Source organism: Salicola sp. Rm-C-2C1-2 (assembly GCF_040196175.1).
GTDB lineage: Bacteria > Pseudomonadota > Gammaproteobacteria > Pseudomonadales > Oleiphilaceae > Halospina.
The window spans coordinates 61032-87884 of the sequence record NZ_JBEFNF010000009.1; the positions used below are offsets into that span (position 1 = coordinate 61032).

The following is a 26853-nucleotide window of genomic DNA, read 5'->3' on the forward strand; positions in this document are numbered from 1 at the left end:
CAATAATGAGACAGGAGAGAAAGGAAGGAAAGAGTGGTGCCGAGGAGAGGACTTGAACCTCCACGTCCTTACGGACACTAGCACCTGAAGCTAGCGCGTCTACCATTTCCGCCACCTCGGCACGAGGTAACTGACTGTGTTCGGGACGTTTCCCGAATATGGCGCGTACTTTAATTGCAGCTGGGGTCCCTGTCAAACGTTTTTTGGTTTCGGTTCACTGACCCTGGGTTCCGATTGATTCAAGATACTCAGCGAAACGCCTGTACTCATAACCGATGTACAGACGCATCTCAGAGGGACTTGATGTTACCGAAAAGGGCTCCTCGTCACCTCCGCCGCAGAAACGACTACCGGGATTACTGACGTCATCGACGGCCAACACTCTGACGGAAGCCAGCCGATCCGGCTCTTCGACCTCATCCGGGTTTTCAGCGCTCTCGGTCACATGTTCGTATTCCCGGACAATCAGACCACTATGATCAGAAATAGGGTAAGTTTCAGCCATCACCCGAAAAGCCAGCTCATCGTCATCAGGATTCGCCCTGAAATGGCCATAGCGGGTAACGTCGATACTGTCCCCGCTGTCAGTATTAGTGATGGTGACAGGCTGCTGTTTGTTGATGTGCTGAATGGTGTCCCCTGAACAACCGCTGACGTCCTCAAGGGCACCATAGTCCACGGTGACTGGACCACTATCAGAGAGCCCCGACCACAAGGGGAAATTAAGCGGCGCCTGCGTATACCCCGGTCCATTATCAATACTGATGGCCGCCCCCTCTGAGCCCGGACCCGAAGTCCCCGGCGGCCGGCGAATCAGGTCGTAGTCATTGCCTGCCTCATCAGCGGGCGCCACATATTCCCGCTCCAGGGTGCCGTCGAGCTGGGCACCAGCGCCCTGATTGCCGATCCGTGCCGAATCAAGGCCGATCCTGGGGGTCTGCCAATCGATCGCCGCCTCCTCGCCGGTAAAGCGTTCATCCAGATCGGATGGAGACACTGCGTCACGACTCAGCGTTTCCTTCACTACGGTGGCGGTATCAATATCCAGGTAAGGCGTGTGGCCGAGAGCCACCGGGTTACCGGCATTGCTGCCGCTGCCACCGGCCAGAAAATGGAAAACACTCATCGAGGGACGGGTCTGACCCCGGACATTGACCCGGCGGAACCTGCCGCCGAGCCCGTATTCCAGGAAAAGCTGGGCGCTGAGACGACCATTTTCACCCGGAGCGCCGGGGTCAAAATCCGCCGGGGAATCCAGGTTCTCAGCCGGGATGTAGTATCGCTGCTCCACTGCGATATTGGGATTGCTCAGATCCGGCCCGTAATCCCGGATACTTTCCAGCTGATTATCAGGCGGAAGCGTGTAACGCTCGGGATCCCCGCCGCCGATGCCCGCATCGATCTCCTGAATGACGGTCCCCGCCTGGTCCAGAGCGAGCGACCCAATCACCCGCAGATCCTGCTTCTGAAAAAACGACCGGGGTCTGCTGGAAGCCGCATCCTCCGGATTGGGCAGCGCCTGACTCTTTGAGTCGGGAATTTGGGCCTGGATAAGCCGCCTAAGGGCAGTCGCGTAATGCGGCAGCCGGCTGACATCCTGCAGCTTCAGATAATCCTGATAAGGGCTGACACGCTCCCTGCCGCCAAAGACGTCGTCCTGCAGCAGACGGCTTGCCGCCTGTGACGCACTCATATCCCCACCATTCAACCATCGGAGCGTCTCAGCCAGTGTTGAAAACGGCGAAACAGTGGTAATGCCGGGCGGCGCGCTGAGGAAGAACGCCCTGTCCGTGTCAATGGCAGCCCCATTGATGGTGGTGACCTCGGGGATCGCGATGGCCATGAGCGAAAACTGCTTAGGGTCAATGTCCGGCCCCAGCGTTTCCGGGAGGTCAAACCCACTCACATCAATCGAGACGTTGCCCTCAGCATCCGTAAGCGCCCAGGGCTCTTTCACTGGAAAGGCGTCTGCAACTCCGGAAGGCGGCTCCGCCTCGCGAGATCGCTCCGTCAGGAAATCACTGCTGTATTCGTCATAATCATAGGATGACAGTTGCTGATCGCCGTCCATGTCGAGCCAGACGAAGACACTGCCCAGTTTGCCGTTGATGACCCGAGCGTTGTACGTGCCGGGCATACCTGCGTCGGGGCGGCCCTCGTAACGCGTGATGTCTTCACCGTATTCGTCGGAATCACTGTTCCCGAGACAGCCGGCAAGAGCTGTAACCGCCACAAAGGCGATGCCGGTGCGGAGGGTATGTCTGGTCATGGATGCGCCACCCGTTGTCCCCATTGCGCCATAGTCCTGACGCGACTCTAACGGATGGGCGCCCCCTGTACCTTGATCGGCTTGGCAATTATTGGGATCAGAACGAGCGCGCCACGATCTCCTTCATGATCTCGTTGGTTCCGGCGTAGATGCGCTGTACGCGCGAATCGGCCCAGGCGCGAGCGATTGGGTATTCGGTCATGTAACCGTAGCCGCCGAACAGCTGCAGGCATTCATCCATCACCCGGCACTGCAGATCCGTACTCCACTGCTTGAGCATGGCGGCGGTTGGAACATCCAGCCTGCTTTCCAGATGCAGTTCCAGGCACCGGTCTACAAACGTACGCCCGGCCGTGATATCCGCCTTGAGTTCCGCCAGTTTGAATCGGGTATTCTGGAAGCCGATGATTGGCTTATCAAATGCCTTGCGCTCCTTCACATAATCCAGGGTCCATTCGAACGCCCCCTCACAAGCCGCCAGCGCAACCAGGCCCACCAGCAGCCGCTCCTGGGGCAGCTCCTGCATCAGCTGCATGAAGCCCTGACCTTCCGCGCTGCCCAGCAGATTCTCCTCGGGAACTTTCACGTCCTGGAAGAACAGTTCCGAGGTGTCCTGGGCTTTCATGCCCACCTTGTCCAGGTTGCGACCCTTGTCGAACCCGTCCCAGTCCGCCTCAACCAGAAAGAGACTGGTGCCTTTGGCGCCTTCCTTGGGGTCAGTCTTGGCCACAACGATCACCAGATCCGCCATCTGGCCATTGGTAATGAAGGTCTTGGAACCATTGAGCACGTAATGCTCGCCATCCCAGATGGCACTGGTGCGGATCCCCTGCAGGTCGGAACCGGCTCCCGGCTCGGTCATGGCAATGGCCGTGATCATCTCGCCGCGGGCCATTTTCGGCAGATATTTCTGCTTCTGCTGCTCAGTGCCGTAATGGTGAATATAGGGGGCGACAATGTCCGAGTGCAGGAAGAAGCCAATACCTGAAAGCCCCAGTCGGCTGACTTCTTCCATGACCACAGCGCTGTAACGGAAGTCTACCCCAGCGCCACCGTACTCCTCGGGCAGTGAAGGACACAGTAACCCCAACTCGGCGCCCTTGCTCCAGAGGTCGCGGCTGACCTGGCCATCTTTTTCCCACTGGTCGTGGTAGGGCACCGCCTCGTTCTGGAGGAAGCGGACGACGGTGTCGCGGAACTGGTTGACGTCGCTGTCGTAAATCGGGCGTGAAAGCATTGAAGCTGGCTCCGGTGTTGTTGTTTCAGTCGCATTCAGTGTCGCTATGCGCCGAAGCCGCCACAATGACCAAAGCGTTCAAACGGGTTGGCTGGAAGTACTATTCAAATTCGCCGCTGAAGGCCCGACGGAACTGCTCCGCGGTCCGACCGCTGCGCCCGCCCCGGGCCAGAGCGAACTGCAGCGCGGACCGGTGCAGCGCTTCGCGGTCCTGAACACCCGGAAACAGCGCATCCACCATCTCAAGGTAGGTGTCTTGATCGAAGGGATAGAACGACAACCAGAGCCCGAAACGGTCTGAAAGCGACACCTGCTCCTCCACTGCCTCGGAGGGGTGGATCTCGCCGTTAATCATAGTGGTGTCCTGATTGTCCTTCATGTACTCAGGCATCAGATGACGGCGATTGGATGTGGCGTAAACCCGGACATTGGCCGGTGGCAGTTCGATGGAGCCCTCCATGACGCTTTTGAGCGGTTTGTAGCCCGGATCGTCGGCACCAAAGGACAGGTCATCACAGTAGATTATGAATTGTTCCTCACGCTCGCGGATCGGGTCCACAATCTCATGCAGGTGCACCAGGTCGTCCTTATCCACTTCAATCACCCGCAGGCCCTGCCCCTGATAGCGATTGAGCAGCGCTTTCACCAGCGAAGACTTGCCGGTTCCCCGTGCCCCCCAGAGCAGGGCGTGGTTGGCTGGCTGCCCGGCCAGGAAGCGCTCGGTGTTGTGGGCCAGCTTGGTCTTCTGGGCGTCGACGCCGTGCAGATCCTCCCAGCGCACCGGGTCCGGTTGGGTGACCGCTCTCAGCGCCTGGCGCCTCGGGCGCCAGATGGCCGCTGGTACCTGCTGCCAGTCAATCCCGCTCATCGGTGTTCTGCTCTCCTGCTGTATCACGTTTCATGGCCAGACGCGCCTCGCCCCAGCGCCCGACCAGACTCTGTTCCAGACCCAGATGATCCAGAAGGCGTGCCACAATGAAATCCACCAGATCCGCCAGACTCCGCGGTTCATGATAGAACCCCGGACTGGCCGGCATGATGGTGGCACCCATGCGGGTCAACGTGAGCATGTTCTGGAGATGGATCTCCGAATAGGGCGACTCACGCGGCACCAGGATCAGCTGACGCCGCTCCTTGAGAGCGACATCACCGGCCCGTTCTATGAGATTGTCACTGGCGCCGCTGGCAAGTGCCGAAAGTGTACCCGTACTGCACGGGCAGATCACCATAGGGGCTTTCGGCCCCGAGCCTGAAGCCGGCGGCGCAAACCAGTCCTCGCGGCCGAACAGGGTCAACTGCCCGGGCTCCCCGCCGCAATGCTCGGTGAGTAGCCGCGTGGCGGCCTCCGTGCTCCCCGGCAGGCGCAGTTCCGTCTCGGTGTTGATCACCACCTGAGCCGCCTTTGAGATCATCAGGCGCACCTCGCAGCCCGCAAGCATAAGCTGTTCCAGCAACCGCAGCCCGTAAGGGGCCCCTGAGGCCCCCGTCATGGCCAGGTTGATTACAGGGCGTTCAGCCAAAGCAGGTCTCCAACTGGTTCCGGAGCTGTTCACGCAGCCCACCCATACCGCCATTGCTCATGAGAACAATGTGACAGGGTCTTGGCAGACTGCCACAGAGGCCACTGACGAGCTCTTCCATCACGGTGTACCGGCTGTGGTGCCCGCCTGCACCCTCCAGCATGGCCACGAGCCAATCCTGCTCATCATAGTCTGCCCAGATAACCCGGTCTGCCAGCATAGTGGACTCCAGCAAACGGGCGCTGTGGTGGCCCTGGCGCATGGTATTGGAGCGCGGTTCCACCACCGCCACAACCGGCTCATCACCCACTCTGTTGCGCAGTCCATCCAGCGTGGTGGCAATGGCCGTGGGGTGATGCGCGAAATCGTCGTAGAGCCGGATACCGCCTACATCCGCGACCAGTTCCATGCGCCGCTTGACCCCACCGAAGCGCTGCAGGGCCGAGATGGCATGATCCGGCGTTACGCCTACATGTTTGGCGGCGGCAATCGCCGCGAGCGCGTTGCGCACATTGTGCTGGCCAGTGAGATTCCAACGCAGGCGTCCTACTGGCTGTTCGTTGTGAACTACCATGAATTCACTGCCATCGTCAGCGGTCAGTTCGGCGCGCCAGGCTGCCAGATCCGCTTCCCCGCCTATGGCAGTGCTCTGTATGGGAGTCCAGCAGCCCAGCGCCAGCGCCGCATCCAGATTGCGATCCCTTGCGGGGCGCACGATCAGGCCCGTGGCCGGCACCGTACGCACCAGGTGATGAACCTGGCGCTCAATGGCCTCAACGCTGTCAAAGATATCCGCATGGTCGAACTCAAGGTTATTAAGAATCAGCGTCCGGGGATGGTAATGAACAAACTTGGAGCGCTTGTCGAAGAAGGCACTGTCGTACTCATCCGCCTCTACAACAAAGAAATCACTGCTGCCCAAGCGCGCCGACTGCTCAAAATCATTGGGCACGCCACCGATCAGATAGCCGGGATCGAACCCAGCCTGATCCAGGATCCACAGCACCATGGAGGCGGTTGTGGTCTTGCCGTGCGTGCCTGCCGCCGCAAGCACCCAGCGACCGTTGAGCACTTCCCTGGCCAGGAATTGCGGACCGGAGATATAGGGTAGGTTGCGGTTGAGCATGTATTCCACGGCAGCATTGCCCCGCCCCAGCGCGTTGCCCACCACTACCAGATCCGGAGCGGGCTTGAGGGCCTCGCGATTATAGCCTTGATGCAGTTCTATGCCGGCCTGTTCGAGCTGGGTGCTCATGGGTGGATAGACATTCTCGTCCGAGCCGGTGACCTCATGGCCGAGCTCGCGTGCCAGCAGCGCAAGGCTGCCCATGAAGGTACCGCAGATACCGAGGATATGGATGTGCATAGTCCGCTGTTCCGGCCTGTTGTCCGTGGGTCACGCCATGGTATTGGAAATCCCGGATAAACCCAATCGACTGATACCTGGATCATGCACAACGACGATGCTTTCAAGTATCATGCCTGACCATTTCAGTCTATCGCAGGAGGCTCAACAACCATGGCGCCCAAGAATGCTTTCTATGCCCAGTCCGGAGGCGTGACTGCGGTCATCAACGCCAGTGCCGCGGGGGTGATTGAAACCGCACGCAACCACGGCGACCGTATCGGCAAGGTATTCGCCGGCCGCAACGGTATTACCGGCGCCCTCAAGGAGGAGCTGATCGACACCAGCCATGAAACCGACGAGCAGATCCGTGCCCTGATCCACACACCCGGAGGCGCTTTCGGATCCTGCCGCCACAAGCTGCGTAACATTGATGAGAACCGCCACGAGTACGAGCGGCTCATCGAGGTTTTCCGCGCCCACGACATCGGTTATTTCTTCTACAACGGCGGCGGCGACAGTCAGGACACAGCCTTCAAAGTCTCCCAGATGGCCGAACGCATGGGCTACCCGCTCAACTGCATCGGTATTCCCAAGACGGTGGACAATGACCTGCCCTTCACCGACTGCTGCCCAGGCTTCGGCTCTGTCGCCAAGTACGTCGCCACCTCCACGCTGGAGGCAAGCCTGGACATCCAGTCCATGTGCGACACCTCTACGAGGGTTTTCATCCTGGAAGTCATGGGCCGCCACGCGGGTTGGATCGCCGCCGCCGGTGGCCTGGCCGGAAAGAACCCCGGTGACGCGCCGCACATCATCGTCTTCCCGGAGCACCCCTTCGAGCGCGAGGCGTTCCTGAACAAAGTGGACCAGTGCGTGAAGGATCACGGGTTCTGCGTGGTAGTAGCCTCGGAGGGTGCTCAATACGAAGACGGGCGTTTCCTCGCTGAAGCCGGCCAGAAGGATGCCTTCGGCCATACCCAGCTGGGGGGCGTGGCGCCGACGCTGGCCAACATGGTGAAACAGTCGCTGGGACACAAGTACCACTGGGCGGTAGCCGACTACCTGCAGCGCTCGGCGCGCCACATTGCCTCGCAGACCGATGTGGAGCAGGCCTATGCCGTGGGTGAGGCTGCCGTCAACTATGCCCTCGAGGGCCGTAACGGCATCATGCCCATTATCAAACGCGAGTCTTCCAAACCCTATCACTGGCACATCAGCGAGGCGCCGCTGAACGAGGTTGCCAACCAGGAAAAGAAGATGCCGATCCACTTCACGACCGATGAGGGTTTCGGCATCACCTCCGACTGCCGCGACTATCTGGAGCCACTGATCAAGGGCGAGGCCTTCCCGCCATTCAACAATGGCCTACCGCAAGTAGCGAACCTTGAAAACCGCCCCGTGGAGAAAAAGCTCAAAGCCGACTTCAAGCTCTGAAGTGCATCATGACCCGGAGTCGTCACTGCGGCGCCGGGTCATGGAGCGACGCTGGAACTGTTTCCAGAGATCGCCGCTGCCATGCTCCTTCAGATGTTCATCCAGAGTGCTCCCGGTTACCTGCATCCAGTCCAGATGCTGCTTCCATCGCTCTTCCGGAATGGTCTCCGGACGTTGCATGTTCTCTTCATCGGCCATACCTGCCTATCCTCCGTCATGGTGATTCAGGTCTGATTCTGTTCCACGTACCGGGAAAATTCGTCGAATCCGCCAACATGACGATCACCGACAAAAATCTGCGGCACAGTGTGCACCGGGCTTCCTGTGATCTCGGAAAGGTCCTGTTTATCCATCCCCTCTGAGATCATATCCACCCATTCATGGTCCAGTCCGCGCGTTTCACACAGCCGGCGTGCGCCGGTACAGAAACCGCAGGACGTTCGACCATAGATCGTTACTTTTTCCATTACCGATCTCCTCGGATCATGCGTTTTGGAGGCGCAACGTTACCATGGGAAACGCCATCAGCCAGCGGCGCATTACGGTTTCGCGTAAAGGTAATGGCGCAGCACGGGCTCGCCGTCGAATTCCGCCGCCAGAACCGCGATAAAGGTATAGACCCCTACCAGTTTGCGGTTAAGGAAGATGAACTCCCGCGGCGGGATCCGGAAATAGCGATTGATGGCCGAGCGCGTAGCTTCCCGCGCTACCCGATTGGGAAGATCACTCTGCTTCCAGCGGTATTCGCCGCGTTCGTTCACCGCGTAATCCGGCTTTTCCATAGCGTCACCACTGAGCGGCTCCAGCACCCTCATGCAGACCTGGCCGAACCGCTCCAGAACGGGCTGAGGCCAGTCACTCTGCATGAAGTTGAGTTTGATGCCACCCTGGATGACGGCCTCCAGATCCTGTTCATAAGAGGCCCGGATCATATCGCGCACAGGGCCCAGGAAGTCATCAGAATAGCGCTGAACGGCGCCGAAATCCAGCAGTACGATGCCGTCGCAGTCACCGGTTTCCTCGGCCAGACGAATGCGGTAGTTGCCGAAATTTGGATCGGTCTGGATTTCGTTCCAAGTAAAGAGCTCGCTCAGAAACAGCTCCAACGCGGCTTTGCCCAATGCCGAACGGCGCTCCAGCGACAGTGATTGCACCTCATCAGCGCCCACCGGATGACCGGACTCAAAGGTCGAAGCGATGACATGGTCACTGGAGTATTCAGCAATGACGCGGGGCACGATGAAGCGCCGATCACCCGCGAGTTTCTGACGAAATGATTCGGTAGTGTGCGCCTCCAGGCGGTAATCCACTTCCCGGTGCATCATCGCTCGGACCTCTTCGAGCCATTCATCAAAAGCAGGCCCCCAGGAAACCACACGGGCCATTTTCAGAACCTGGGCCACCGAGTTCAGGTCCGAATCCACGGCATTGGCGACACCAGGGTACTGGATCTTGAGCACCAGCTCTTCCCCACTGGAACGACGACGGGCTCTGTGAACCTGCCCAAGAGAAGCAGCGCCAAGGGGCTCCGGGTCGACTTCCAGCTCGGCAAGCCGCTGTTCGCCCAGCTCATCCTTCAGGGTTCGTTCAATGGTCGCCCATTCCAGCGAAGTGGTACGATCCTCAAGCGTATGCAGCGCCTCGGTAACCTCTTCGGGCAGGAAATGTTCGCCATAGAGAGCCATGATCTGACCGATTTTGACCACGCTGCCCTTGAGCTCCCCCAGCTCCTCTACCAGGTACTGGGCTTGGCGGGAGAGCATGTCACTACGGCGTTTCTGGCGACCCTCACGGCTTCCAAGCCAGTTGGTGGCGTAATGCGTGGCCATACGGGTACCTGCAGAGAGGCCAGCCCGTGTCAGGCTCAGGCGCCGTTCGAAGCTACCTGTTTTGATGCGGGAAACCGAACTGCGCTTTTTTTCGGAACCCATTCACTCGCTCCCGGCCAGTTGTAACCGCTCCAGCAGTTTCCGCTGGACGATATCCGATACGGCATCCAGGGAAACCGCGCCACCGATCTGATCGCGGATCTGGGTTACCGGCATCCCAGCGTAGCCACAGGGATTGATCCGCTGAAAAGGCGCAAGATCCATGTCCACATTGAGTGCTAGCCCATGATAGGCGCAGCCACGCCGCACCCGCAGACCAAGAGAGGCGATCTTCTCACCGGCAACGTAGACTCCCGGCGCATCCTGGCGCGGCGCTGCCTCAATATCCCAGTGTGCCAGCGCTGCCACCGTAGTGTCTTCCAGCAGGCTCACCAGTTGCCGCACTCCCAAACCGCGACGACGGATGTCGATCAGGGTGTAGACCATCAACTGCCCGGGTCCGTGATAGGTGACCTGACCACCACGATCCACCTGAACCACGGGAATATCACCAGGCATAAGGATATGTTCCGCGCGCCCCGCCTGACCCTGGGTGAACACCGGCTCATGCTCAAGCAGCCAGCATGCATCCGGAGTTCCGTGATCCCGGGCGTCAGTGAAGGCTTTCATAGCCTCGAGGATGGGTTGGTAGCGACGACGCCCGAGCCACTCAACTCTGGGCCCGGATGGGATGGCAGAATCCTCCGGCATCAGACCACCATGTGCACCTGCCCGGTGGCCTTAAGCGCCGCGAACAATTCGTTGAGCTGGTCTTCGCCGGTGGCGCGCAGGGTTATTCGCAGCGAGATGAAACGACCGTTACGGCTCGGCTGAGCCGCAAGGTCTGCAGGATCAAACGCCGGATCGAACCGCTGTACAACCCGGGTCACCGTCAGCGCGAAGTCCTCGCTGTAGTCTCCGATCACTTTGATCGGGTAGTCGCAGGGAAACTCGATCTGTCGATTCTGGTCTTCAATCATGCCCTACAGGTTACTGGAAGAGCCCGAAGAAGAACAGCTTGATGGCATCCCAGATCCGCCGGAAGAATCCGCCCTCTTCCACCGAGTGCAGCGCTACCAGCTCGCGTTCGGCCAGGGTTGTATCTTCATGGCTGACAATCAGGTCTCCAAGCACGCTGCCCCGCTCGACAGGCGCTTCCAGCACGGACTGCACGGATACTTTAGGCTCCAGTTTCTCACGTGCGCCGTTGGGCACAGTCAGATACAGATCCTCCTGAAGCCCAAGATCCAGCTGATCACTCGCCCCCTTCCACACGCGACTGTCGGTGATCTTCTGGCCGCCCTCGTAGAGGCGGAAGGTCTCGTAATAGCGAAAGCCATAGTTGAGCAGTTGCTGGGATTCCCGCGCGCGCGCCTCGGAACTGGAAGCACCCATGACAACACTAACGAGGCGCATGCCATCACGCTCAGCCGAGGCCGCCAGGCAGTAACCCGCCTCCTCAGTGTGGCCGGTCTTGAGACCGTCTACGGATTTGTCCCGCCACAGCAGGCGGTTTCGGTTCGGCTGACGGATACCGTTATAGGTGTAGTAACGCTTCGAGTAGAGATCATAGCTTTCCGGGAAATCCCGGATCTTGGCCCGGGCGAGAATCGCCATGTCCCGTGCTGTGGTGTGCATATCCGGATCCGGCAGCCCCGTGGCGTTGGTGAAGTGGGTGTTCGCCATGCCCAGCTGCTGCGCCTGCTGGTTCATCATCTGAGCGAAGGACCCCTCACCACCGGCGATGTGTTCCGCCAGCGCCACACTGGCATCATTGCCGGACTGAACGATGACCCCATGCATCAGCTCGCGTACCGAGACCTGTGTGCCCTCGCGCAGGAACATACGCGAGCCGCCCGTCTGCCACGCACGGACGCTGACGGTCGTCTCTTCGTCCATACTCAGGCGGCCCGCCTCGGTCTCGCGATCAGCGATATAGGCGGTCATCATCTTGGTCAGACTGGCGGGAGCCACTTGCTCGTCGGCGTTCCGCTCCACCAGCACCCGTCCACTCTGGGCGTCCATAAGGATGTAGGAGTGGGCACCCAGTTCGGGGGGCGAGGGAATCAGGCTCGCGGCCTGCAGCGGTGTTGCCGCCAGGACCATACTAAGAGCCAGTAGAATCGAGAACAGCTTGCGCATGGTTGAATCGTCCTGATGTATCAGCCCGCGCTTCCAGCGGGCCGCTTGATGATGATGGACTGCCCCAGTTCGTTACGCTCAATGGCCCGTACCGCCTGCTCTGCGGCGCCCCGTTCGCGGAATGGCCCCACCCACACTCTGTGGACCGGGGAATCATGCGCGCTGCGGACCAGATGCACTTCACTCGCTGTCACCATGTGAAGCTGAGCCTTGAGCTGGGTAGCGGCCGTTAAATTACCAAACGCACCCACCTGAACAAAGAGACGATCCTCTTTTTTGCCGGATGGTAATGCAGCGTTGTCCTGCGCTTGCGCCTCACCCCCATCAGCGGATGGACTTCTTTGCGCTTTTTGCTCTGGTGGCCGGGTTGCCAGTGCCTCAACATGAACCTGCGCCGTTCCCTGGCCGTCAAACCCGAGAACCCGCGCCGCCGCATAGGACAGATCAATCAGGCGATCACCGTGAAACGGCCCGCGATCGTTTACCCGGACAATGGTGGAGCGGTCATTATCCAGATTCGTCACCCGAGCATAGGTGGGCAGAGGCAGACTGCGGTGAGCCGCACTGAGTTCGTACATATCATAGGTCTCACCATTGGATGTGAGGTGCCCATGGAATTTACGGCCATACCAACTGGCAGTGCCGGTTGCTTCATAGCCTTTTGCGGAAGCCATTACTTGATAGCTTTCGCCCCAGACCTCATAAGGCGATTTATTGCCCGATTTGCTGGGCGGTTCATACCGTGGTTCCGGCTCGCTTATGCTGGCCATGTCCAGTTCACGCTCGGGGCCAGCGTCCCTGGCCAGGGTGTAACGCGAATCCGACTGACGCTGCTGGCCAACACCTGCACAGCCGATCAGCGTCAGTACAAACAACGCAACCAGAAGATGACGTCCGCCTCTCATATCAACCTGACTCCTTCAGGCGCTGCGCCAGCGACCACGCAGCCATTGCATACAGATCACTGTGATTATAGCGCGTAATCACCTCAAAGTTACTGTGGGCGATCCGGAACTGGTCTTTGCCTTGCGCTCGCAACCGCAACAAGCGGGTATCACCGACAGGGCCGCGCCATTGCGAAAGTGACATAACCACGGGGGCTCCCGGTTGCCAGTCATGGGCATGGAAATAATGGGCCACGCTGCCGATGGCATCCACCGGATCGTCAAAAAGATCCATAATGCCATCGTCGTCGAAATCCACGGCGTAATGACGGTAACTGCTGGCGATGAACTGGCCATAACCCATGGCCCCGGCGTAGGACCCCCTGGGCTTGCGCGGATCAAAGCCCTGCTCGCGTGCCAGAAGCAGAAAATGGCGAAGCTCCTCGCGGAAGAAATCCGCCCTGGGCGGGTATCCGAATCCCAGTGTGACCAGGGCATCCAGCACCCGATCGTTACCTTTATGGCGCCCATAATAGGTTTCAATACCGATGATGGCCGCCACAAGCTCGGCCGGCACACCATAGGTCGCCTCAGCTCGAGCCAGGGTTTCCTGATGGCGGTCCATGAAGGCTCTGCCTTCCGCCACCCTGTCCGGAGTCAGAAAAATCGCCCGGTATTCGCCCCACGCCAGCACCTTCTCCGCGGGCGCGCTGATGCGTTCGATCACGGCTTTGTCATGGCGGGCATCGTCCAGCCATTCAGCGACCTGGCTTCGATCAAAACCCTCCTGCTGAACCATGCGCTCGATGAAATGCTCCCGCTCAGAAGGCGCTCCGGATACGGTGAGACTGAACACAGCGGTCAACAGGAGTACGGCAAGTCGGGCCATAGCGTTGGGTCAGGACTCCAGCATGCGTCTGTGGGTGTGGACTGCCATTAGAATACCGAAGCCCGCCAGCAGCGTCACGATCGATGTTCCGCCAAAACTCACCAGAGGTAACGGCACCCCAACCACGGGCATGAGCCCGCTGACCATGGCCACATTCACCACGACGTACATGAAGAAGATAATAGCCAGACCGCCGGACAAAAGACGGCTGAACGAGCTCTGGGCCACAGAGGCAATGTACAGGCAGCGAATCACCGTCAGTGCATAGAGCACCAGCAGAACGGTGACCCCCACAAAACCGAACTCCTCAGCCAGAACCGCCATAATGAAGTCAGTATGGCTCTCAGGCAGGAAATCCAGATGCGACTGGGTTCCCTCACCCCAGCCTTTGCCATGAAGACCTCCGGACCCGATCGCAGCCTTGGACTGCGTGATATTCCAGCCTGCCCCGAGTGGATCACTGCCGGGATTGAGCAGCGTCAGCACACGCTCTTTCTGGTAATCGCGCATCACGAACAACCAGAGCACTGGTATGGAAGCCCCTCCGGCCGCGACCATCAGCATGATCAGTTTCCAGCTCAGTCCAGCCAGGAACAATACCGCCAACCCGGCCGCAATCACCAGCACAGCCGTGCCGAGATCCGGCTGAGCAATAATGAGCGCTCCCGGAAGAGCGATCACTCCCAACACCATCAACGTTGACAAAAGCCGTGGCGGCAGCGACATTCGCCCCAGGAACCACGCTACCATGAGAGGAACTCCCAGTTTCATGAACTCGGAAGGCTGAACCCGGGGCAAGCCGCCGGGCAGTGCCAGCCAGCGCTGAGCCCCTTGGGCTCCAGCCCCGAAAAGCAGGACCAGAACCAGCGCGATCACACCCAACATATACAGCCAGGGCGACCAACGCCGATAGAGCATGGGATCCAGCTGCGCAAAGACGAGCATCACCAGAAGCCCCACACCAATTCGCAGTGCCTGGCTCTGGACAATCGCCATACCATTTTCGCCAGCGCTGTACAGCACCACCAGCCCGCCCCCCATGATCAGCGACAGCAACAGCAGCAGCCAGGGATCCAGGTGCAGCCGGCTCATCCAGCTGCCACGGCGCTGCAGCTCATCCGACTCGATGGTGATCTGGCGCAAGAACCCACCACTCACTGCGGGTCTCTCCCGCTAGGGCCGTTATTCTCCATGGCTCCCGGAATAGCCTGGTTCGTCAGCACCTCTGGAAAACCATTGATCCAGGCATCCATTACCTGACGTGCCACAGGCGCCGCCGTGGCACTGCCGCTACCACCGTTCTCGACCAGAACGGACACCACGATTTCCGGATCATCGGCCGGCGCAAAGGCGACAAAAAGAGCGTGATCCCGCATGCGCTCAGCGACCTCATCCTCATCATATTCCTCGCCCTCAAGACTGAACACTTGGGAAGTCCCCGTCTTGCCGGCCATGCGGTAATTGAGCCCCGGACTGATACCCCTGGCCGTACCATTGGAACCGTGCACCACATCCTCCATAGCATTGATGACGTACTCCCAATCGGACTTTTCGCCCATCTCAACCGGAGGACGAACCACATCCGGCAGCAGGTGCCGCGCCGGGATGTCGCCATCAATATAGCGTAGATGGCGCGGCGGCCGTCGTGCGCCACGATTAGCAATCACACTGGTTGTAGCTGCCAGCTGCATGGGGGTGGACAGGAAATACCCCTGTCCGATCCCCATATTCACCGAATCCCCCGGATACCATGGCTCACCATGAACGCGGCGCTTCCATTGCGGGCCCGGCAGAATCCCCGCGCGCTCATCGCTCACATCCAGTGAGGTCACAGAACCAAAGCCGAAATGCTCAAGATAGTCCGCCATCTCAGCGCCACCCATCTCGTAAGCCATCTTGTAGAAATAGGTATCACTTGACAGAACGATGGCATCATAGAGGGTCGTGTCGCCGTGGCCACCCCGTTTCCAGTTGCGGAACACCTGGCTGCTGTTGGGCAACTTGTAGTATCCCGGATCATGCACAACATCCGACTGGGTAACGGTATCCGAGGCCAATCCTGCCAGAGCCATCATCGGCTTGATTGTTGAGCCGGGTGGGTACTGGCCACGAGTGGCGCGATTGAATAAGGGTTTATCGAGCGAGTCGCGCAACTCAGAGTAATTCTCGTGGTCAATGCCGGTAACGAACTTATTGGTATCAAAACCTGGTGTACTGACCTGGGCCAGGAGTCCGCCGGTTTCCGGGTTGATTGCGACAATCGCACCTCGCCGATCCCCCAGGGCCTCATGGGCAACCTGCTGGAGCCGGATATCCAGGCTCAGCGTAAGATCCCGCCCGGGTGTGGGGTCTTCCCGCTCAAGTACCCGCATAACGCGACCACGGGCATTGGTCTCCACATTCTGATACCCCACCTCCCCATGGAGTTCCTCCTCATAGACTCGCTCAAGCCCGGTTTTTCCGATGTAGTGGGTGCCTGCATAGGCCACCTGATCGATACGGCTGGCATCCTGCTCGTTGATCCGCCCGACATAACCCAGTACGTGCGCCGTCAGCCGCCCGTAGGGATAATACCGCACCAGCCGCGCCTCGGTTTCCACGCCGGGCAGGCTGTGACGGTTCACGGCTAGACGCGCCATCTCCGACTCGCTCAGGTGATAACGCAGCGGTACCGGCTCAAAGGGGCGACGCCGCTCCCCCAAGCGACGCTGAAAGCTCTCGACGTCTTCAGGACGGACCTGGACGATCCCCCTGATCTCTTCAATCAGAGCGTCCATGTCAGATACCTGTTCCGGAATCACCGTAAGACTGAAAACCGGACGGTTCTCGGCCAGCAGCACGCCGTTGCGATCGTGGATGAGCCCCCGGGTTGGAGGCACTGGCTGAACCTGAAGCCGGTTGCGGTCGGAAATGGTGGCATAGGTTTCATGCTCGATGATCTGGAGGTAATAGAACCGCCCGACCAGAACACCGGTCAGCAGTATGATCGCGATAATCGCCACAAAGGAGCGACGCTTGAACAGTTCCCGTTCCTGACCGCTATTGCGCAGCGTCCCCCAGCTCATGGTCAGCCGCCCCGATGATAGGGATGATTGCAGTTAATGCTCCAGGCGCGGTAGAGCTGTTCAGCCAGCATCACCCGGACGAGGGGGTGGGGCAGGGTCAAGGGTGACAGTGACCAGGCCTGGTTGGAACGCTCCCGGCATTCCTCCGAAAGCCCCTCTGGCCCACCGATAAAGAAGGCCACATCCTGGCCTTCCATGCGCCAGTGCGAGAGTCGTTCCGCCAGTTTTTGCGTAGACCACTGGCGGCCATCAACCTCCAGTGCGATCACCCATTCAGGGCCACGCAGCGCGCGCAGCATCCGCTCACCCTCCTCACGCACTGCCCGCGCTGTATCCGCTTGGCGACCACGGCCGCCCAGGGGTACCTCAGTAAGCTCAAGCCGCATCTCACGGGGGAAGCGCCTGCGGTATTCCTCGAATCCGGCATTCGCCCAGTCGGGCAGTTTCTGCCCGGCGCTGATAACCTTCAGATGCATGCTACTCCGTACCCGCGGCGCCCAGCCCCGGGGCATCCCGCCACAGCCGCTCCAGGTCATAGAACTCCCGGGTGGCCGGAAGCATCAGATGAACGATTACATCCCCTATGTCCACCAGTACCCAGTCGCTGGTTTCACCGCCCTCGAGACGGGGCTTGCTGTCCGTCTCCTGCTTGGCGCGCTGCACTATTTCCTCTGCCAGTGAATGCACATGGCGGTTCGAGTTGCCTGCGGCGATGACCATATAATCGGTCATACTGGTGCGCTCGCGCACATCCAGAACGGCCACATCCTGTCCTTTCATTGACTCAACGGCATCCACTGCCAGTGATTTCAGTTGTTCAGAATCCATAATTATCCTGTTCCAGGTCGGTACAGCCCCTGATCCCGAACGATACGCCATACGGCGTCCGGCACCAGGTAGCGGATTGAGCGCCCGGCAGCAGCCCGGCTGCGGACGTCGGTGGCGGCAATCTCCAGTAGCGGCAGCTCCATTACCAACACCAGACCATTGGCGCTGTACTGAAGCTCAGAGGCATCCGTTGCCCGGCGTTTTTCCAGCATTGTTGCGACAGGCTCCGGCAGCGCCAGAGGGAAACCGGGCCTGTTAACCACGATTATATGAGCGAGTTCGGGCAGTTGCATCCAGCCCTGCCATTGGTCAAAAGCATTGAAGGCATCCGTGCCCACAACCATTGCCAGCGGCGTCTCCGTCCCCAGTTCGGAACGCAACTGCTGGAGTGTCTCACCGGTATAGGAAACCCGGTCCTGCTCCAGTTCGCGGGGATCCACTATCAGCCCCGGCTCATCGGCCACCGCCTCCCGGAGCATACCCAGACGGGTAACGCCATCGGCTCCAGGCTGATCACGATGCGGCGGGCGATGGCATGGCATAAGCCGCAGGCGTGCACCATCAAGGCGTTCATGCAGCTCTACCGCCATCCGCAGGTGGCCGTTGTGGACGGGGTCAAAGGTCCCGCCCAGCATCACATTCAGCATGCCGACTCCTGGTCATTCACGGACATGGCCATCGCCGAAGACCACATACTTCTGGCTGGTCAGCCCTTCAAGCCCAACGGGGCCACGTGCATGGAGCTTGTCCGTGGAAATACCGATCTCTGCTCCCAGCCCATACTCGAAACCATCCGCAAAGCGCGTGGAGGCGTTGACCATCACGGAACTGGAGTCTACCTCGGTAAGGAACCGCCGGGCACGGGTGTAATTGTCGGTGATGATACTATCGGTATGCTGGGAACTGTACTGGTTGATGTGCTCCATGGCCGCATCCACACCGTCAACAATCCGGATTGCCAGCACCGGAGCCAGATACTCTGTGGCCCAGTCGTCCTCAGTGGCCTCCCCGGCCTCCGTCAGAATCTTGCGGGTAGCCTCGCAACCGCGCAGTTCCACACCAACAGCCCGCAGCTTTTCAGCAATAAGGGGCAGCAGGGTTTCCGCTACCGGTGCGTCCACCAGCAGCGTTTCCAGCGTATTGCAGGTGCCATAACGCTGGGTTTTGGCATTGACGGTCACATTCACGGCTTTTTCAGAATCCGCGTCACGGTCCAGGAAACTGTGGCAGATGCCGTCCAGATGTTTGATCACAGGAACCGATGCTTCGTTACTGATGCGCTCGATCAGCGCCTTACCACCACGGGGCACGATAACGTCCACGTATTCCGGCATCCGGATCAGATGCCCCACCGCCTCACGGTCTGTGGTGCCCACAACCTGAACACCGGTCTCCGGTAAGCCCGCCTCCCGTAGTCCACTGGCCACGCAGTCGGCAATTGCCCGATTCGAATGCGCGGCCTCGGAGCCACCCCGCAGCACCGTCGCGTTCCCGGATTTGATGCATAGGCTCGCAGCATCCACCGTTACGTTGGGGCGGGACTCATAGATGATACCGATCACGCCCAACGGCACACGCATACGCCCGACCTGGATGCCGGTTGGACGGTATTCCATGTCCGTGATCACCCCTACCGGATCCGTGAGCCCGGCAACCTGACGCAGGCCCTCAATCATGGCATCTATACGCCCGGCAGTGAGTTCCAGCCGATCCAGCATGGCGTCATCAAGGCCTTTATCACGGCCCGCTTGCAGATCCTTCCGGTTCGCCACCTCAAGCATCGCCCTGTTGGCATCAAGCGCCCGCGCCGTTGCCAGCAGGGCCTCATTGCGCGCGCCGGTACTGGCACGCGCCATTGCCCGACTTGCCGCCCTAGCCTGCTGCCCCAGGGTCCGCATCATGGATTCTGTATTCATACCCCTCCCTTTCGGATTCCGCATCTGTTTTCAGGGCATTGCGGGAAAAGTACGCTATTATACGCCTGCGTGGGGCAGCGGATACAGCCTCACATCGCAATACCGGGAGCTGATCATGGAAACGGAAACAGCAATGCCCCTGCCGCTGCGGTGGACACTGCGGGCCGGATCCCTGCTGCTGTTACTGCTCGCCCTTGCGGTTTTCGCCGGGTACTGGCCCGGGCTGATGCCACTGGCGTTTCTGGTACCGCTGACGTTGTTCGCTGGCTGGAGTCTACGGCTGGCTGGTGCTGGCTGCACGATCTTGCTGGCCGCTACCCTGGGGCTGGCTCTTGCCCCTGAGCTTGGCATGGTCCGCCACCAGTTCGTCCCCATGCTGATCCTCACTACCGGCCTTGCCGCTGTTTTCGTATACCTGCGCGAGTATAAAACAGCCCAGCTTGCCCCGTTACGCCGGACTGACTCCCTCACTCTTGCCTCCACCCGGGATTACCTAGACACTGACCTGAACCGTGAGATCCGGCGAGGCGAACGCGAGGGCACACCGGTTACCGTCGGCGTACTGCAGCTGGATGAGCCGGACATGCACCTGCCGGAACAGGACCAGAGCAATCTGACAGTGCGTCTTGGGCGTCTGCTTCACCGCACCCTCAGGGATTTTGACAGCTATTACCGCAGCGACGAGACCGGCTTCATCATCGTATTGCCTGTCACCGCAACGCCCGATGCGGCAAGGACCATTAACAGCCTGCGCAGCCAGGCCCACGAAATGTTCAGCCGCGAAGGGGTGGCGCTTACGCTCTCGGCGGGCGTGGTCGGTGCCAATGTTGGCGACGATGCAACCAGTCTCTGCGACAAGGCTCTGGAGACACTGCGCCGGGCCCGCCGCCAGGGCGGCAACCGGACGCTGACATGGACAGACGCCGGAGGCAACGGCCATGACTGAAACCGCCCTGCGCACCCGCAGCAGCATCGTGGTCTATGCGCTGATGCTGCTCTGTTTTGTCGTCCTGGCGGAGCGGAATCTGCGCTACGGTTTCTATGAGCTGTTTTTCAGCAGCCTGGTCATCACCACTCTGGCAGCTGCCGGCATTGCAGCCACCATGATACGGCGACACCGCCAGCTGCAGACCCGCAGCCACCCAATAATTCTTGTGCTGATGACCATGGTCATCCTCCAGGCCATTGCCCGCGAACCAGCGCTGGCCATCTACTGGCTCTACCCCATGCTGATGGCCGCTTTCCTGCTTCTGCGGTTCCATCAGGCCCTCATACTCTGTTTGGCCGGCCTGCTCATTGGGCTCGTGGCGATGTGGCATCTCCCACTATGGGACCAGCTGTCGCTCGCCGCAACAGCCCTGCTTCTGGCAGGGGGAGCGGGCTGGTTCGCCCGCCACTATCACGCCAGTGCCCGGTACGTAGACACACTCACCATCGTGGACCCGGAAACCGGGGCCTATAACGAGCGCAGCCTCAACGAAACCCTGAGCCGGGAGACCAGCCGCTCCGAAGCTACAGGTCACCCCTTGTCACTGGCATTGCTCAGCATTGACCACCGGGATGAGCTCACCGGTGTCTACGGCGAAGATGCCCTCTCCGGGCTCAGTGCCGCCATCAGCCAGAGCCTGAGGACCACCATCCGGGCCGGCGACAGCCACTACCATCTGGGTAATGGCAGGTTCTTCCTTTTGTTGCCCTTCACACCGGAAGAGGGCCTGAGGGTAACCGCCGAACGCGTAAGACGACTGCTGGATGAGTCCCAGTGGCCTCCGGTGCAAAGCATCACAGCCAGCATTGGCTGCACCACACGCACAACCAGTGAAACCTCGGTGGAAGCGCTGCGTGAGCGCTGCGAAAGAGCGCTCGAGGAAGCGCAGCGGCGTGGTCATGATCAGGTCTGGCACCTGAGCGCAGCTGATCACTCCATGCTTTCAACCAGCCGTGACAGCACCTCAAGCCGCTCCAGTGGGTCATCCATCTCCACCAGCGACTGACGCTGCTCGATTGCCAGTGGCAGCAGCTCTGTCAGGCGCCAGCCCACCTGGCGTGCATCGTCATAATCGACGCCCAACGCCAGCTCCGCCACTGAGGTATGACAGCAGAGCGCTGCCAGAAGCTCGCACAGATCCGCATGCCTGAGCGGGGTGGGCGTCTTTGGTTCCTCCGGCAGAGGCACCACATCGCCACGATTGAGCCCATCCCTTTCGCGCCATGGGCGTGCCACAGACACCTTGCGCAGGCCTTCCACGGTAATACCCAGAACCCCGTTTTCGAGCGGCGAGAAATCGACTACCGAGACATCGCAGCCGATGGGATGGAAAGCTGCCTCGGCCTTGGTATCACTTCTGCCCTGCTCCAGAAGAACCAGGACAAAGGGCTCCTCTGAGCGCAGCGAGTGGGTGAGCATATCCAGATAACGGCGTTCAAACAGCCTCAGAGGGAGGCGACCGCCGGGAAGCACCACTGAGTTTAGGGGGAAAAGGGCCCGAATCATGGAAAGAGCCTCCCGGCAGGGACGGTATTATTCGTGGTAGCGCCCGTGCAGCATGGTCCAGTAACCGAACAGGTTCACAGACTCAATCTTTTCCACGTCCAAGCCCACGTTTTCAAGCACTGGCTCCATAGGGAAGTCCGGATCAAAGCCAAGGGGCGCGGCCCAACGCGACAGTGTGGATTCAAACCGGCGAACAAGGGGGTTTTCCTTGGCGAAGTGATTCACGAAGATCACATCCGCGCCAGGCTTTGCGACCCGACGTACTTCGCTCATCACCTTGTAGGGATCCGGAACCACGGAAAGAACATACAGTACCATGATCTTATCGAAACTATTGTCCGGAAAATCAAGCGCCTCTGCGTCCATGTTGTAAAGCTCGCAGTTGGTCAGGCCGTGTTTTTCAACGCGCTTTTCGGCTTTATCGAGCATATCCTGGGAAATATCGATACCAGTGACATGGATATCCACATCATCAGGATACTCCGGCAGCGACAGCCCCGTTCCCACGCCCAGCTCCAGAACTCGATCGCCGGACTGAAACTCAAGAGAGTCCATGGCTACGTGCCGGCCGTTCCGAAACACGAGCCCGAACACCCAGTCATAGACCGGGGCATAACGCTTGTAGGCGCCCTTGATGCTGTTGTTGTCCACTTTCTGCACTCCCTAGATCAAAGAAGAACGATACAGTACCAATCAAGGGGTCGTTCGTCATCTCCCCAGGGGCAGACAGTTGAATTACTGGCGGGTTATAGTTCCTTCATCGGTTCTTAACCCAGATCATACCGCCGTGACTGACAACCGTTTCTCCGAGCAAAGCGCCCTGAGCGCAGCCCAAGCACTGCAGCAGGTACTCGCCCGCCGCACCCATAAACGCAAGGTGTTGGGTGAGGAATGCATCGTGCCCGGCCAGCTCGGCGAAGCGCTGGGCCTCCCTGCCGTCATCCACCGTCTCCAGAGTCGTAGCGGGCGAGCACGGAGCGAAGCCAGAGAGCGCTTCGAGGCGATCTGGGCATCCCTTTCCGAATCGTCACGCAAGCGGGTCCGTGACGAGCTCGGCTGGTACGATCCACGGGAACTCGACTGGGAGGATCCGCGCTCCAACCGCCGCCCGGCGGAAGGTTACTGAGCCCGCGAGTGATAGTGCTGCTGGAGGTAAAGGCCAGCAATCACTAGAGCGAGCCCTACCACAGTCGATCCGCGAATGGGTTCACCCACGATCAGCGCGATGAACCCCAGCGATAGTGGCGGTGACAGAAAAATCAGGTTGCTCAGGCGTGAGGTATTGGTCGCCTTCTTCATGGCGAGGAGCCAGAGAACGAATGCAATTCCCATTTCGAACGTGCCCACCCATGCAGCCGCGGCCAGCCCTTTCCAATGCGGCCATTCCCAACCACTCCAGAGGACAAGGGCCAGAATCAACGGCCAGGCCACCAGGAAGTTCAGCAGCAGTCCAGCGACCGGCTCACGCGTATCACGGGTATTGAAGATCCAGTAGAACGCCCACACCAGGGTACTCAACAGGGCAAGACCTACCCCAGCCCCATTCGAGAGGTCAAAAGCCAATGGCTGACCGCGTGTTGCAATAACGAAGACGCCGCTATAGCAGATGAGCCCGGCCAAACCGTCCACCGCCTTCAGACTGTGTCCCAGGAAAGGTACCGCCAGATAGGTCAGCGTCAGCGCCCAGGTGTAGTTGATGGCCATAGCCTCCTGCGCTGGCAGCAGATCATAGGCGCCGAACAGCAGAAGGTAGTAGAGAACCGGGTTGATCAGCCCAAAACCAAGGGATAGAAGCAGATCACGCCGCCCGGGGCGCAGTGTTTCCTTGAGGCGACTCTGCCATCTCTGCCAGGCGACCAGCACCAGTATCGAAAAAGTGACCCCCCAGAACATCAGTCCAGTACGCGACAGGTACTCAAGGGATACCTTGAACGCAGTCGCTGCCGTGGACCACAGAAGCACCGTGGTCACGCCAAGGGTCATGGCCTGGCGCTGATCTTTCATATCAGGCGAAAACAGTAACCGTCTGCTGACTGCGCGCGACCAGCTCGCCGCTCGCCGTCCAGATCCCCGCCCGCGTCAGGCCATAGCCATCCCGCGCCTGGTCAATGGTGGCCTGGTAAAGCAACCAATCGGAGGGATCAATGGACGGCATGGGATGGACCAGCTCCATGGTCCAGCTCAGGGTGCTGGCCGGTGCCGGTTTACTCAGATGCGGCAGCACGGCCGGCGGCCAGGTATCGACCAGAGCCACCAGGTGCGAGTGGGTGATGCATGCCGGCGCCTCCCGAAAACGCATCCAACCGCCCATGGTGCGGTCCGCGGAACCGGTAAACGGGAAGCCACCGAGGCAGAAACGCAGGTCATAATGGCGCAGAAAATCCGGAGTAACGCCCTCAATCTGCGGCATCGGGCGCGCTGCATCGGGCTTATCCGCCTCGGGAGCGGATTGCTGCTCAACGGATACCTCGGAATCCCGTCCGGATCCGAAACTGCCGAGCGCGACCATCACTGTTTCACCGTCCTGATGAATACGGCTCTCCACCTGGGTCACGGCCTTGCCCTGACGCAGAATCTCCGCGCTGACATCGACCGTCTGATCCGGCGCCGCGGGCCCCACGAAAGAAATGGCCAGTGAACGCAGAGGCCGCTGATCCACCAGCTCGGCACGCATGGCCTCATGCGCCATCGCCGCCAGCAGGCCACCGAAAGTGGCCCGACCCTGGCCCCAGTCAGGAGTCAGCTCCGCCCGCCCCTGACGGGCGGTGTGCATCAGGTTGTCAAAATCACTCATTCAGTACTCTCCACGGTCATAGACAACAGCGCTGTAGGGGTAACGGTTGGCTTCCTCGCCGCCGGCGTGATCCTCGCGCGAGACCTCCTCCCAGCGGCTGAGATCCACCTCCGGAAAAAACGTATCGCCAGCCACCTCGGCATGAACCTCGGTCAGATAGAGCCGATCCGCCATTGGCAGCGCCTCTGCGTAAATCTGCGCCCCGCCAATGACAACCGTCTCCTCAGCCCCGTCGATCAACCCCTGCCTTTCAGCCTGCTCCAGGGCCTGCTCAAACGAATGTACCACGCAGACACCTTCCCGCGACCATTCAGCATTACGTGTGATCACGATATTGCTGCGACCAGGTAGCGGCCGCCCTATGGATTCATGGGTACAGCGCCCCATGATGATGGGTTTCCCCATGGTAGCCCTCTTGAAGTACTGCAGTTCCTCAGGCAGATACCAGGGTAGACGGTTATTTCGGCCAATCACCCTATTGCGGGCCATGGCCACCATAAGTGCAAGACGCATGAACGGACCTCAGATGGCGATGGGAGCACGGATCAGCGGATACGGATCATACCCGGTAATGCGAAAATCCGCTTCCTCGTAATCAAACAGACTCGGAGGGCAACGCTGCAGCTCCAGACTCGGCACAGGCCCAGGCGAGCGGCGCAGCTGCTCATAGACAATATCGTTCGTCAGATGATTCTGATAAAGGTGTACGTCACCGAAAGTGTGAACAAAATCCCCCGGTTCAAGCCCCGCCTGCTGAGCCATCATGCAGGTCAGCAGACTGTAAGACGCAATGTTGAACGGAACGCCGAGGAATAAATCGGCGCTGCGCTGATAGAGCTGGCATGACAGCCGCCCATCCGCCACAAAGAACTGGAACAGACAGTGACAGGGTGCCAGCGCCATGCGGCCCGCATGCACGTTCTCCTGGGGGCCCATGGATTCATCCGGCAGCTCCGCCGGGTTCCAGGCGGTCACCACCAGACGCCGGGATTCAGGGCGGTTGCGGATACCGTCGAGAACGTCGCTGATCTGGTCCACGGTGCTGCCATCCGGGCACTGCCAGCTGCGCCACTGCTTGCCATAGATCGGTCCCAGGTCACCGTCGTCGGTGGCCCACTGATTCCAGATGGCGACCCGGTTCTGCTGCAGCTCACCGTTGTCCGTGGAGCCACGCAGGAACCACAGGAGTTCATGGATGATGCTGCGCACATGGACCTTCTTGGTGGTGAGAAGCGGAAAACCCTGCCCCAGATCAAAGCGCAGCTGACGCCCGAAAACCGAGCGTGTGCCAACCCCGGTTCGATCACCCCGGTCTACACCGTTATCGATCACATCGCGCATCAGCGCCAAATAGGATTCCATTCAGGCGGGCCTCCCCTGTTGATAGGCCAGAAACAGCAACATACCACCGGCCACGATCATGGGCGCGGACAAAACCTGCCCCATGGTCATCCAGTCCAGCAGCACAAAACCAAGGTGAGCGTCGGGCTCGCGGTAGAACTCGGCCACGGAACGCAGAATCCCGTAACCGGCCAGGAAGAGCCCGGACACTGCCATGCGCGGTCTTGGCCTGGCGGAGAACCACCAGAGGACCACGAACAAAAGCACGCCTTCAAGCGCGAACTGATACAGCTGCGAGGGGTGGCGAGGCAGGGCATCCCCAGCCTGCGGAAACACCATGGCCCAAGGCAGCTCCGGCGATGTGGGGCGGCCCCAGAGTTCACCATTGATGAAATTGCCCAGCCGCCCCAGCCCCAGGCCCACCGGAATCACCGGTGCAATAAAATCCGCGATATTGAAAAAGCGGGTATCAATACGGCGGGCGAACATCAGCATCGCGACCAGCACTCCGATCAGCCCTCCATGGAAGGACATTCCGCCCTCCCAGATCTGGACGAGCCAAAACGGGTCCCCCAGGAAACGATCAAAATGATAGAAAAGCACATAACCGAAACGCCCTCCCAGAATCACGCCCAATGCCATATAGAACAGCAGGTCGCCCAGCTGTTCAGCGTTGACCGGCGAATCCGCGCGGCTCGTGCGCGAGCGCGCCAGTGCCCAGCCGCCAACAAAGGCGACGAGATAGGTCAGCCCGTACCAGTGGATGGCCACAGGGCCGAGGGAGACAGCAACCGGATCGAATTGCGGATGTACCAGCATGAGAC

The 26853-nt window shown here is 59.9% G+C and carries 30 protein-coding genes and 1 tRNA gene; 4 read left to right on the forward strand and 27 right to left on the reverse strand.

Features of this window, described 5'->3' with window-relative positions; genetic code table 11:
* Nucleotides 1-34: 34 nt before the first annotated feature.
* From AAF659_RS13670 to mpl, 6 genes are all read right to left on the reverse strand, one after another.
* Nucleotides 35-121, reverse strand: a tRNA-Leu gene (locus tag AAF659_RS13670).
* 93 nt (nucleotides 122-214) lie between these two features.
* Complete coding sequence (locus AAF659_RS13675; protein WP_349752336.1) at nucleotides 215-2269, reverse strand: hypothetical protein; 2055 nt, start codon at nucleotides 2267-2269, stop codon at nucleotides 215-217.
* A gap of 97 nt (nucleotides 2270-2366) precedes the next feature.
* On the reverse strand, nucleotides 2367-3506 hold the full coding sequence (locus tag AAF659_RS13680; RefSeq protein WP_349752337.1) for an acyl-CoA dehydrogenase family protein: 1140 nt from the start codon (nucleotides 3504-3506) through the stop codon (nucleotides 2367-2369).
* Nucleotides 3507-3606: 100 nt separating this feature from the next.
* On the reverse strand, nucleotides 3607-4374 hold the full coding sequence (locus tag AAF659_RS13685) for an ATP-binding protein (protein WP_349752338.1): 768 nt from the start codon (nucleotides 4372-4374) through the stop codon (nucleotides 3607-3609).
* Complete coding sequence (locus AAF659_RS13690; RefSeq protein WP_349752408.1) at nucleotides 4361-4996, reverse strand: flavin prenyltransferase UbiX; 636 nt, start codon at nucleotides 4994-4996, stop codon at nucleotides 4361-4363. The genes AAF659_RS13685 and AAF659_RS13690 overlap by 14 nt, the downstream gene beginning before the upstream one ends.
* 22 nt (nucleotides 4997-5018) lie before the next feature.
* A complete protein-coding gene (gene mpl / locus AAF659_RS13695) occupies nucleotides 5019-6392 on the reverse strand; it encodes a UDP-N-acetylmuramate:L-alanyl-gamma-D-glutamyl-meso-diaminopimelate ligase (RefSeq protein WP_349752339.1) in 1374 nt (457 codons plus the stop codon).
* 153 nt (nucleotides 6393-6545) lie between these two features.
* Here mpl and AAF659_RS13700 point away from each other — a divergent pair, with 153 nt between their 5' ends.
* On the forward strand, nucleotides 6546-7808 hold the full coding sequence (locus AAF659_RS13700) for a 6-phosphofructokinase (RefSeq protein WP_349752340.1): 1263 nt from the start codon (nucleotides 6546-6548) through the stop codon (nucleotides 7806-7808).
* A 6-nt stretch (nucleotides 7809-7814) separates the two neighbouring features.
* Here the strand turns inward: AAF659_RS13700 and AAF659_RS13705 are convergent, their stop codons facing one another.
* From AAF659_RS13705 to AAF659_RS13770, 14 genes are all read right to left on the reverse strand, one after another.
* Nucleotides 7815-8006, reverse strand: coding sequence for a hypothetical protein (locus tag AAF659_RS13705; protein WP_349752341.1), 192 nt, complete (start codon nucleotides 8004-8006; stop codon nucleotides 7815-7817).
* Between the two features lie 26 nt (nucleotides 8007-8032).
* Nucleotides 8033-8275, reverse strand: coding sequence for a GrxA family glutaredoxin (locus AAF659_RS13710; RefSeq protein ID WP_349752342.1), 243 nt, complete (start codon nucleotides 8273-8275; stop codon nucleotides 8033-8035).
* Between the two features lie 72 nt (nucleotides 8276-8347).
* Nucleotides 8348-9739, reverse strand: coding sequence for an ABC1 kinase family protein (locus tag AAF659_RS13715; protein WP_349752343.1), 1392 nt, complete (start codon nucleotides 9737-9739; stop codon nucleotides 8348-8350).
* The gene (gene lipB / locus AAF659_RS13720) at nucleotides 9740-10387 is read right to left on the reverse strand and encodes a lipoyl(octanoyl) transferase LipB (protein WP_349752344.1); all 648 of its coding nucleotides are present in this window, start codon (nucleotides 10385-10387) and stop codon (nucleotides 9740-9742) included.
* Nucleotides 10387-10656, reverse strand: coding sequence for an HP0495 family protein (locus tag AAF659_RS13725; RefSeq protein ID WP_349752345.1), 270 nt, complete (start codon nucleotides 10654-10656; stop codon nucleotides 10387-10389). The genes lipB and AAF659_RS13725 overlap by 1 nt, the downstream gene beginning before the upstream one ends.
* Nucleotides 10657-10666: 10 nt before the next feature.
* A complete protein-coding gene (locus tag AAF659_RS13730; RefSeq protein WP_349752346.1) occupies nucleotides 10667-11818 on the reverse strand; it encodes a D-alanyl-D-alanine carboxypeptidase family protein in 1152 nt (383 codons plus the stop codon).
* A 20-nt stretch (nucleotides 11819-11838) separates the two neighbouring features.
* Nucleotides 11839-12723 carry a septal ring lytic transglycosylase RlpA family protein gene (locus AAF659_RS13735; protein WP_349752347.1) on the reverse strand — a complete coding sequence of 295 codons (885 nt, stop codon included), beginning with the start codon at nucleotides 12721-12723 and terminating at the stop codon, nucleotides 11839-11841.
* A 1-nt stretch (nucleotide 12724) separates the two neighbouring features.
* The gene (gene mltB / locus AAF659_RS13740; protein WP_349752348.1) at nucleotides 12725-13591 is read right to left on the reverse strand and encodes a lytic murein transglycosylase B; all 867 of its coding nucleotides are present in this window, start codon (nucleotides 13589-13591) and stop codon (nucleotides 12725-12727) included.
* Between the two features lie 9 nt (nucleotides 13592-13600).
* Nucleotides 13601-14749 (reverse strand): rod shape-determining protein RodA, encoded by a 1149-nt coding sequence (gene rodA, locus AAF659_RS13745; protein ID WP_349752349.1) that lies wholly within the window; start codon nucleotides 14747-14749, stop codon nucleotides 13601-13603.
* Nucleotides 14746-16656 (reverse strand): penicillin-binding protein 2, encoded by a 1911-nt coding sequence (mrdA, locus tag AAF659_RS13750; RefSeq protein WP_349752350.1) that lies wholly within the window; start codon nucleotides 16654-16656, stop codon nucleotides 14746-14748. Before mrdA ends, rodA begins: the two co-directional genes overlap by 4 nt.
* A gap of 2 nt (nucleotides 16657-16658) precedes the next feature.
* Entirely contained in the window at nucleotides 16659-17132 is a 474-nt protein-coding gene (gene rlmH / locus AAF659_RS13755) for a 23S rRNA (pseudouridine(1915)-N(3))-methyltransferase RlmH (protein WP_349752351.1), read from the reverse strand.
* A 1-nt stretch (nucleotide 17133) separates the two neighbouring features.
* A complete protein-coding gene (rsfS, locus tag AAF659_RS13760; RefSeq protein ID WP_349752352.1) occupies nucleotides 17134-17484 on the reverse strand; it encodes a ribosome silencing factor in 351 nt (116 codons plus the stop codon).
* A gap of 2 nt (nucleotides 17485-17486) precedes the next feature.
* Entirely contained in the window at nucleotides 17487-18131 is a 645-nt protein-coding gene (gene nadD / locus AAF659_RS13765) for a nicotinate-nucleotide adenylyltransferase (RefSeq protein WP_349752353.1), read from the reverse strand.
* 12 nt (nucleotides 18132-18143) lie between these two features.
* Complete coding sequence (locus tag AAF659_RS13770) at nucleotides 18144-19400, reverse strand: glutamate-5-semialdehyde dehydrogenase (RefSeq protein ID WP_349752354.1); 1257 nt, start codon at nucleotides 19398-19400, stop codon at nucleotides 18144-18146.
* A gap of 115 nt (nucleotides 19401-19515) precedes the next feature.
* Here AAF659_RS13770 and AAF659_RS13775 point away from each other — a divergent pair, with 115 nt between their 5' ends.
* Both AAF659_RS13775 and AAF659_RS13780 read left to right on the forward strand, forming a co-directional pair.
* The gene (locus AAF659_RS13775; protein WP_349752355.1) at nucleotides 19516-20346 is read left to right on the forward strand and encodes a GGDEF domain-containing protein; all 831 of its coding nucleotides are present in this window, start codon (nucleotides 19516-19518) and stop codon (nucleotides 20344-20346) included.
* Complete coding sequence (locus AAF659_RS13780) at nucleotides 20339-21394, forward strand: GGDEF domain-containing protein (protein WP_349752356.1); 1056 nt, start codon at nucleotides 20339-20341, stop codon at nucleotides 21392-21394. Before AAF659_RS13775 ends, AAF659_RS13780 begins: the two co-directional genes overlap by 8 nt.
* Here AAF659_RS13780 and AAF659_RS13785 read toward each other — a convergent pair.
* A complete protein-coding gene (locus tag AAF659_RS13785; protein ID WP_349752357.1) occupies nucleotides 21319-21894 on the reverse strand; it encodes an LON peptidase substrate-binding domain-containing protein in 576 nt (191 codons plus the stop codon). The genes AAF659_RS13780 and AAF659_RS13785 overlap by 76 nt on opposite strands.
* Before the next feature lie 27 nt (nucleotides 21895-21921).
* Nucleotides 21922-22545, reverse strand: a complete 624-nt coding sequence (locus AAF659_RS13790) for a class I SAM-dependent methyltransferase (RefSeq protein ID WP_349752358.1) — start codon at nucleotides 22543-22545, stop codon at nucleotides 21922-21924.
* Between the two features lie 136 nt (nucleotides 22546-22681).
* On the opposite strand from AAF659_RS13790, the gene AAF659_RS13795 reads away from it, so the two are divergent.
* Nucleotides 22682-23020: a hypothetical protein gene (locus tag AAF659_RS13795; RefSeq protein WP_349752359.1), complete on the forward strand. Its 339-nt coding sequence runs from the start codon at nucleotides 22682-22684 to the stop codon at nucleotides 23018-23020.
* Here AAF659_RS13795 and AAF659_RS13800 read toward each other — a convergent pair.
* The 5 genes from AAF659_RS13800 to lgt are packed head-to-tail and all read right to left on the reverse strand — an operon-like array spanning nucleotide 23014 to nucleotide 26848.
* Nucleotides 23014-23898, reverse strand: a complete 885-nt coding sequence (locus AAF659_RS13800; protein WP_349752360.1) for a DMT family transporter — start codon at nucleotides 23896-23898, stop codon at nucleotides 23014-23016. The two genes, AAF659_RS13795 and AAF659_RS13800, sit on opposite strands and share 7 nt — an antisense overlap.
* Before the next feature lies 1 nt (nucleotide 23899).
* Nucleotides 23900-24688 (reverse strand): acyl-CoA thioesterase, encoded by a 789-nt coding sequence (locus AAF659_RS13805; protein ID WP_349752361.1) that lies wholly within the window; start codon nucleotides 24686-24688, stop codon nucleotides 23900-23902.
* Complete coding sequence (locus tag AAF659_RS13810; RefSeq protein WP_349752362.1) at nucleotides 24689-25201, reverse strand: dihydrofolate reductase; 513 nt, start codon at nucleotides 25199-25201, stop codon at nucleotides 24689-24691. It lies immediately after the preceding gene.
* A 9-nt stretch (nucleotides 25202-25210) separates the two neighbouring features.
* Nucleotides 25211-26050 carry a thymidylate synthase gene (locus AAF659_RS13815; protein WP_349752363.1) on the reverse strand — a complete coding sequence of 280 codons (840 nt, stop codon included), beginning with the start codon at nucleotides 26048-26050 and terminating at the stop codon, nucleotides 25211-25213.
* Nucleotides 26051-26848, reverse strand: coding sequence for a prolipoprotein diacylglyceryl transferase (lgt, locus tag AAF659_RS13820; protein ID WP_349752364.1), 798 nt, complete (start codon nucleotides 26846-26848; stop codon nucleotides 26051-26053).
* Between the last annotated feature and the right edge of the window lie 5 nt (nucleotides 26849-26853).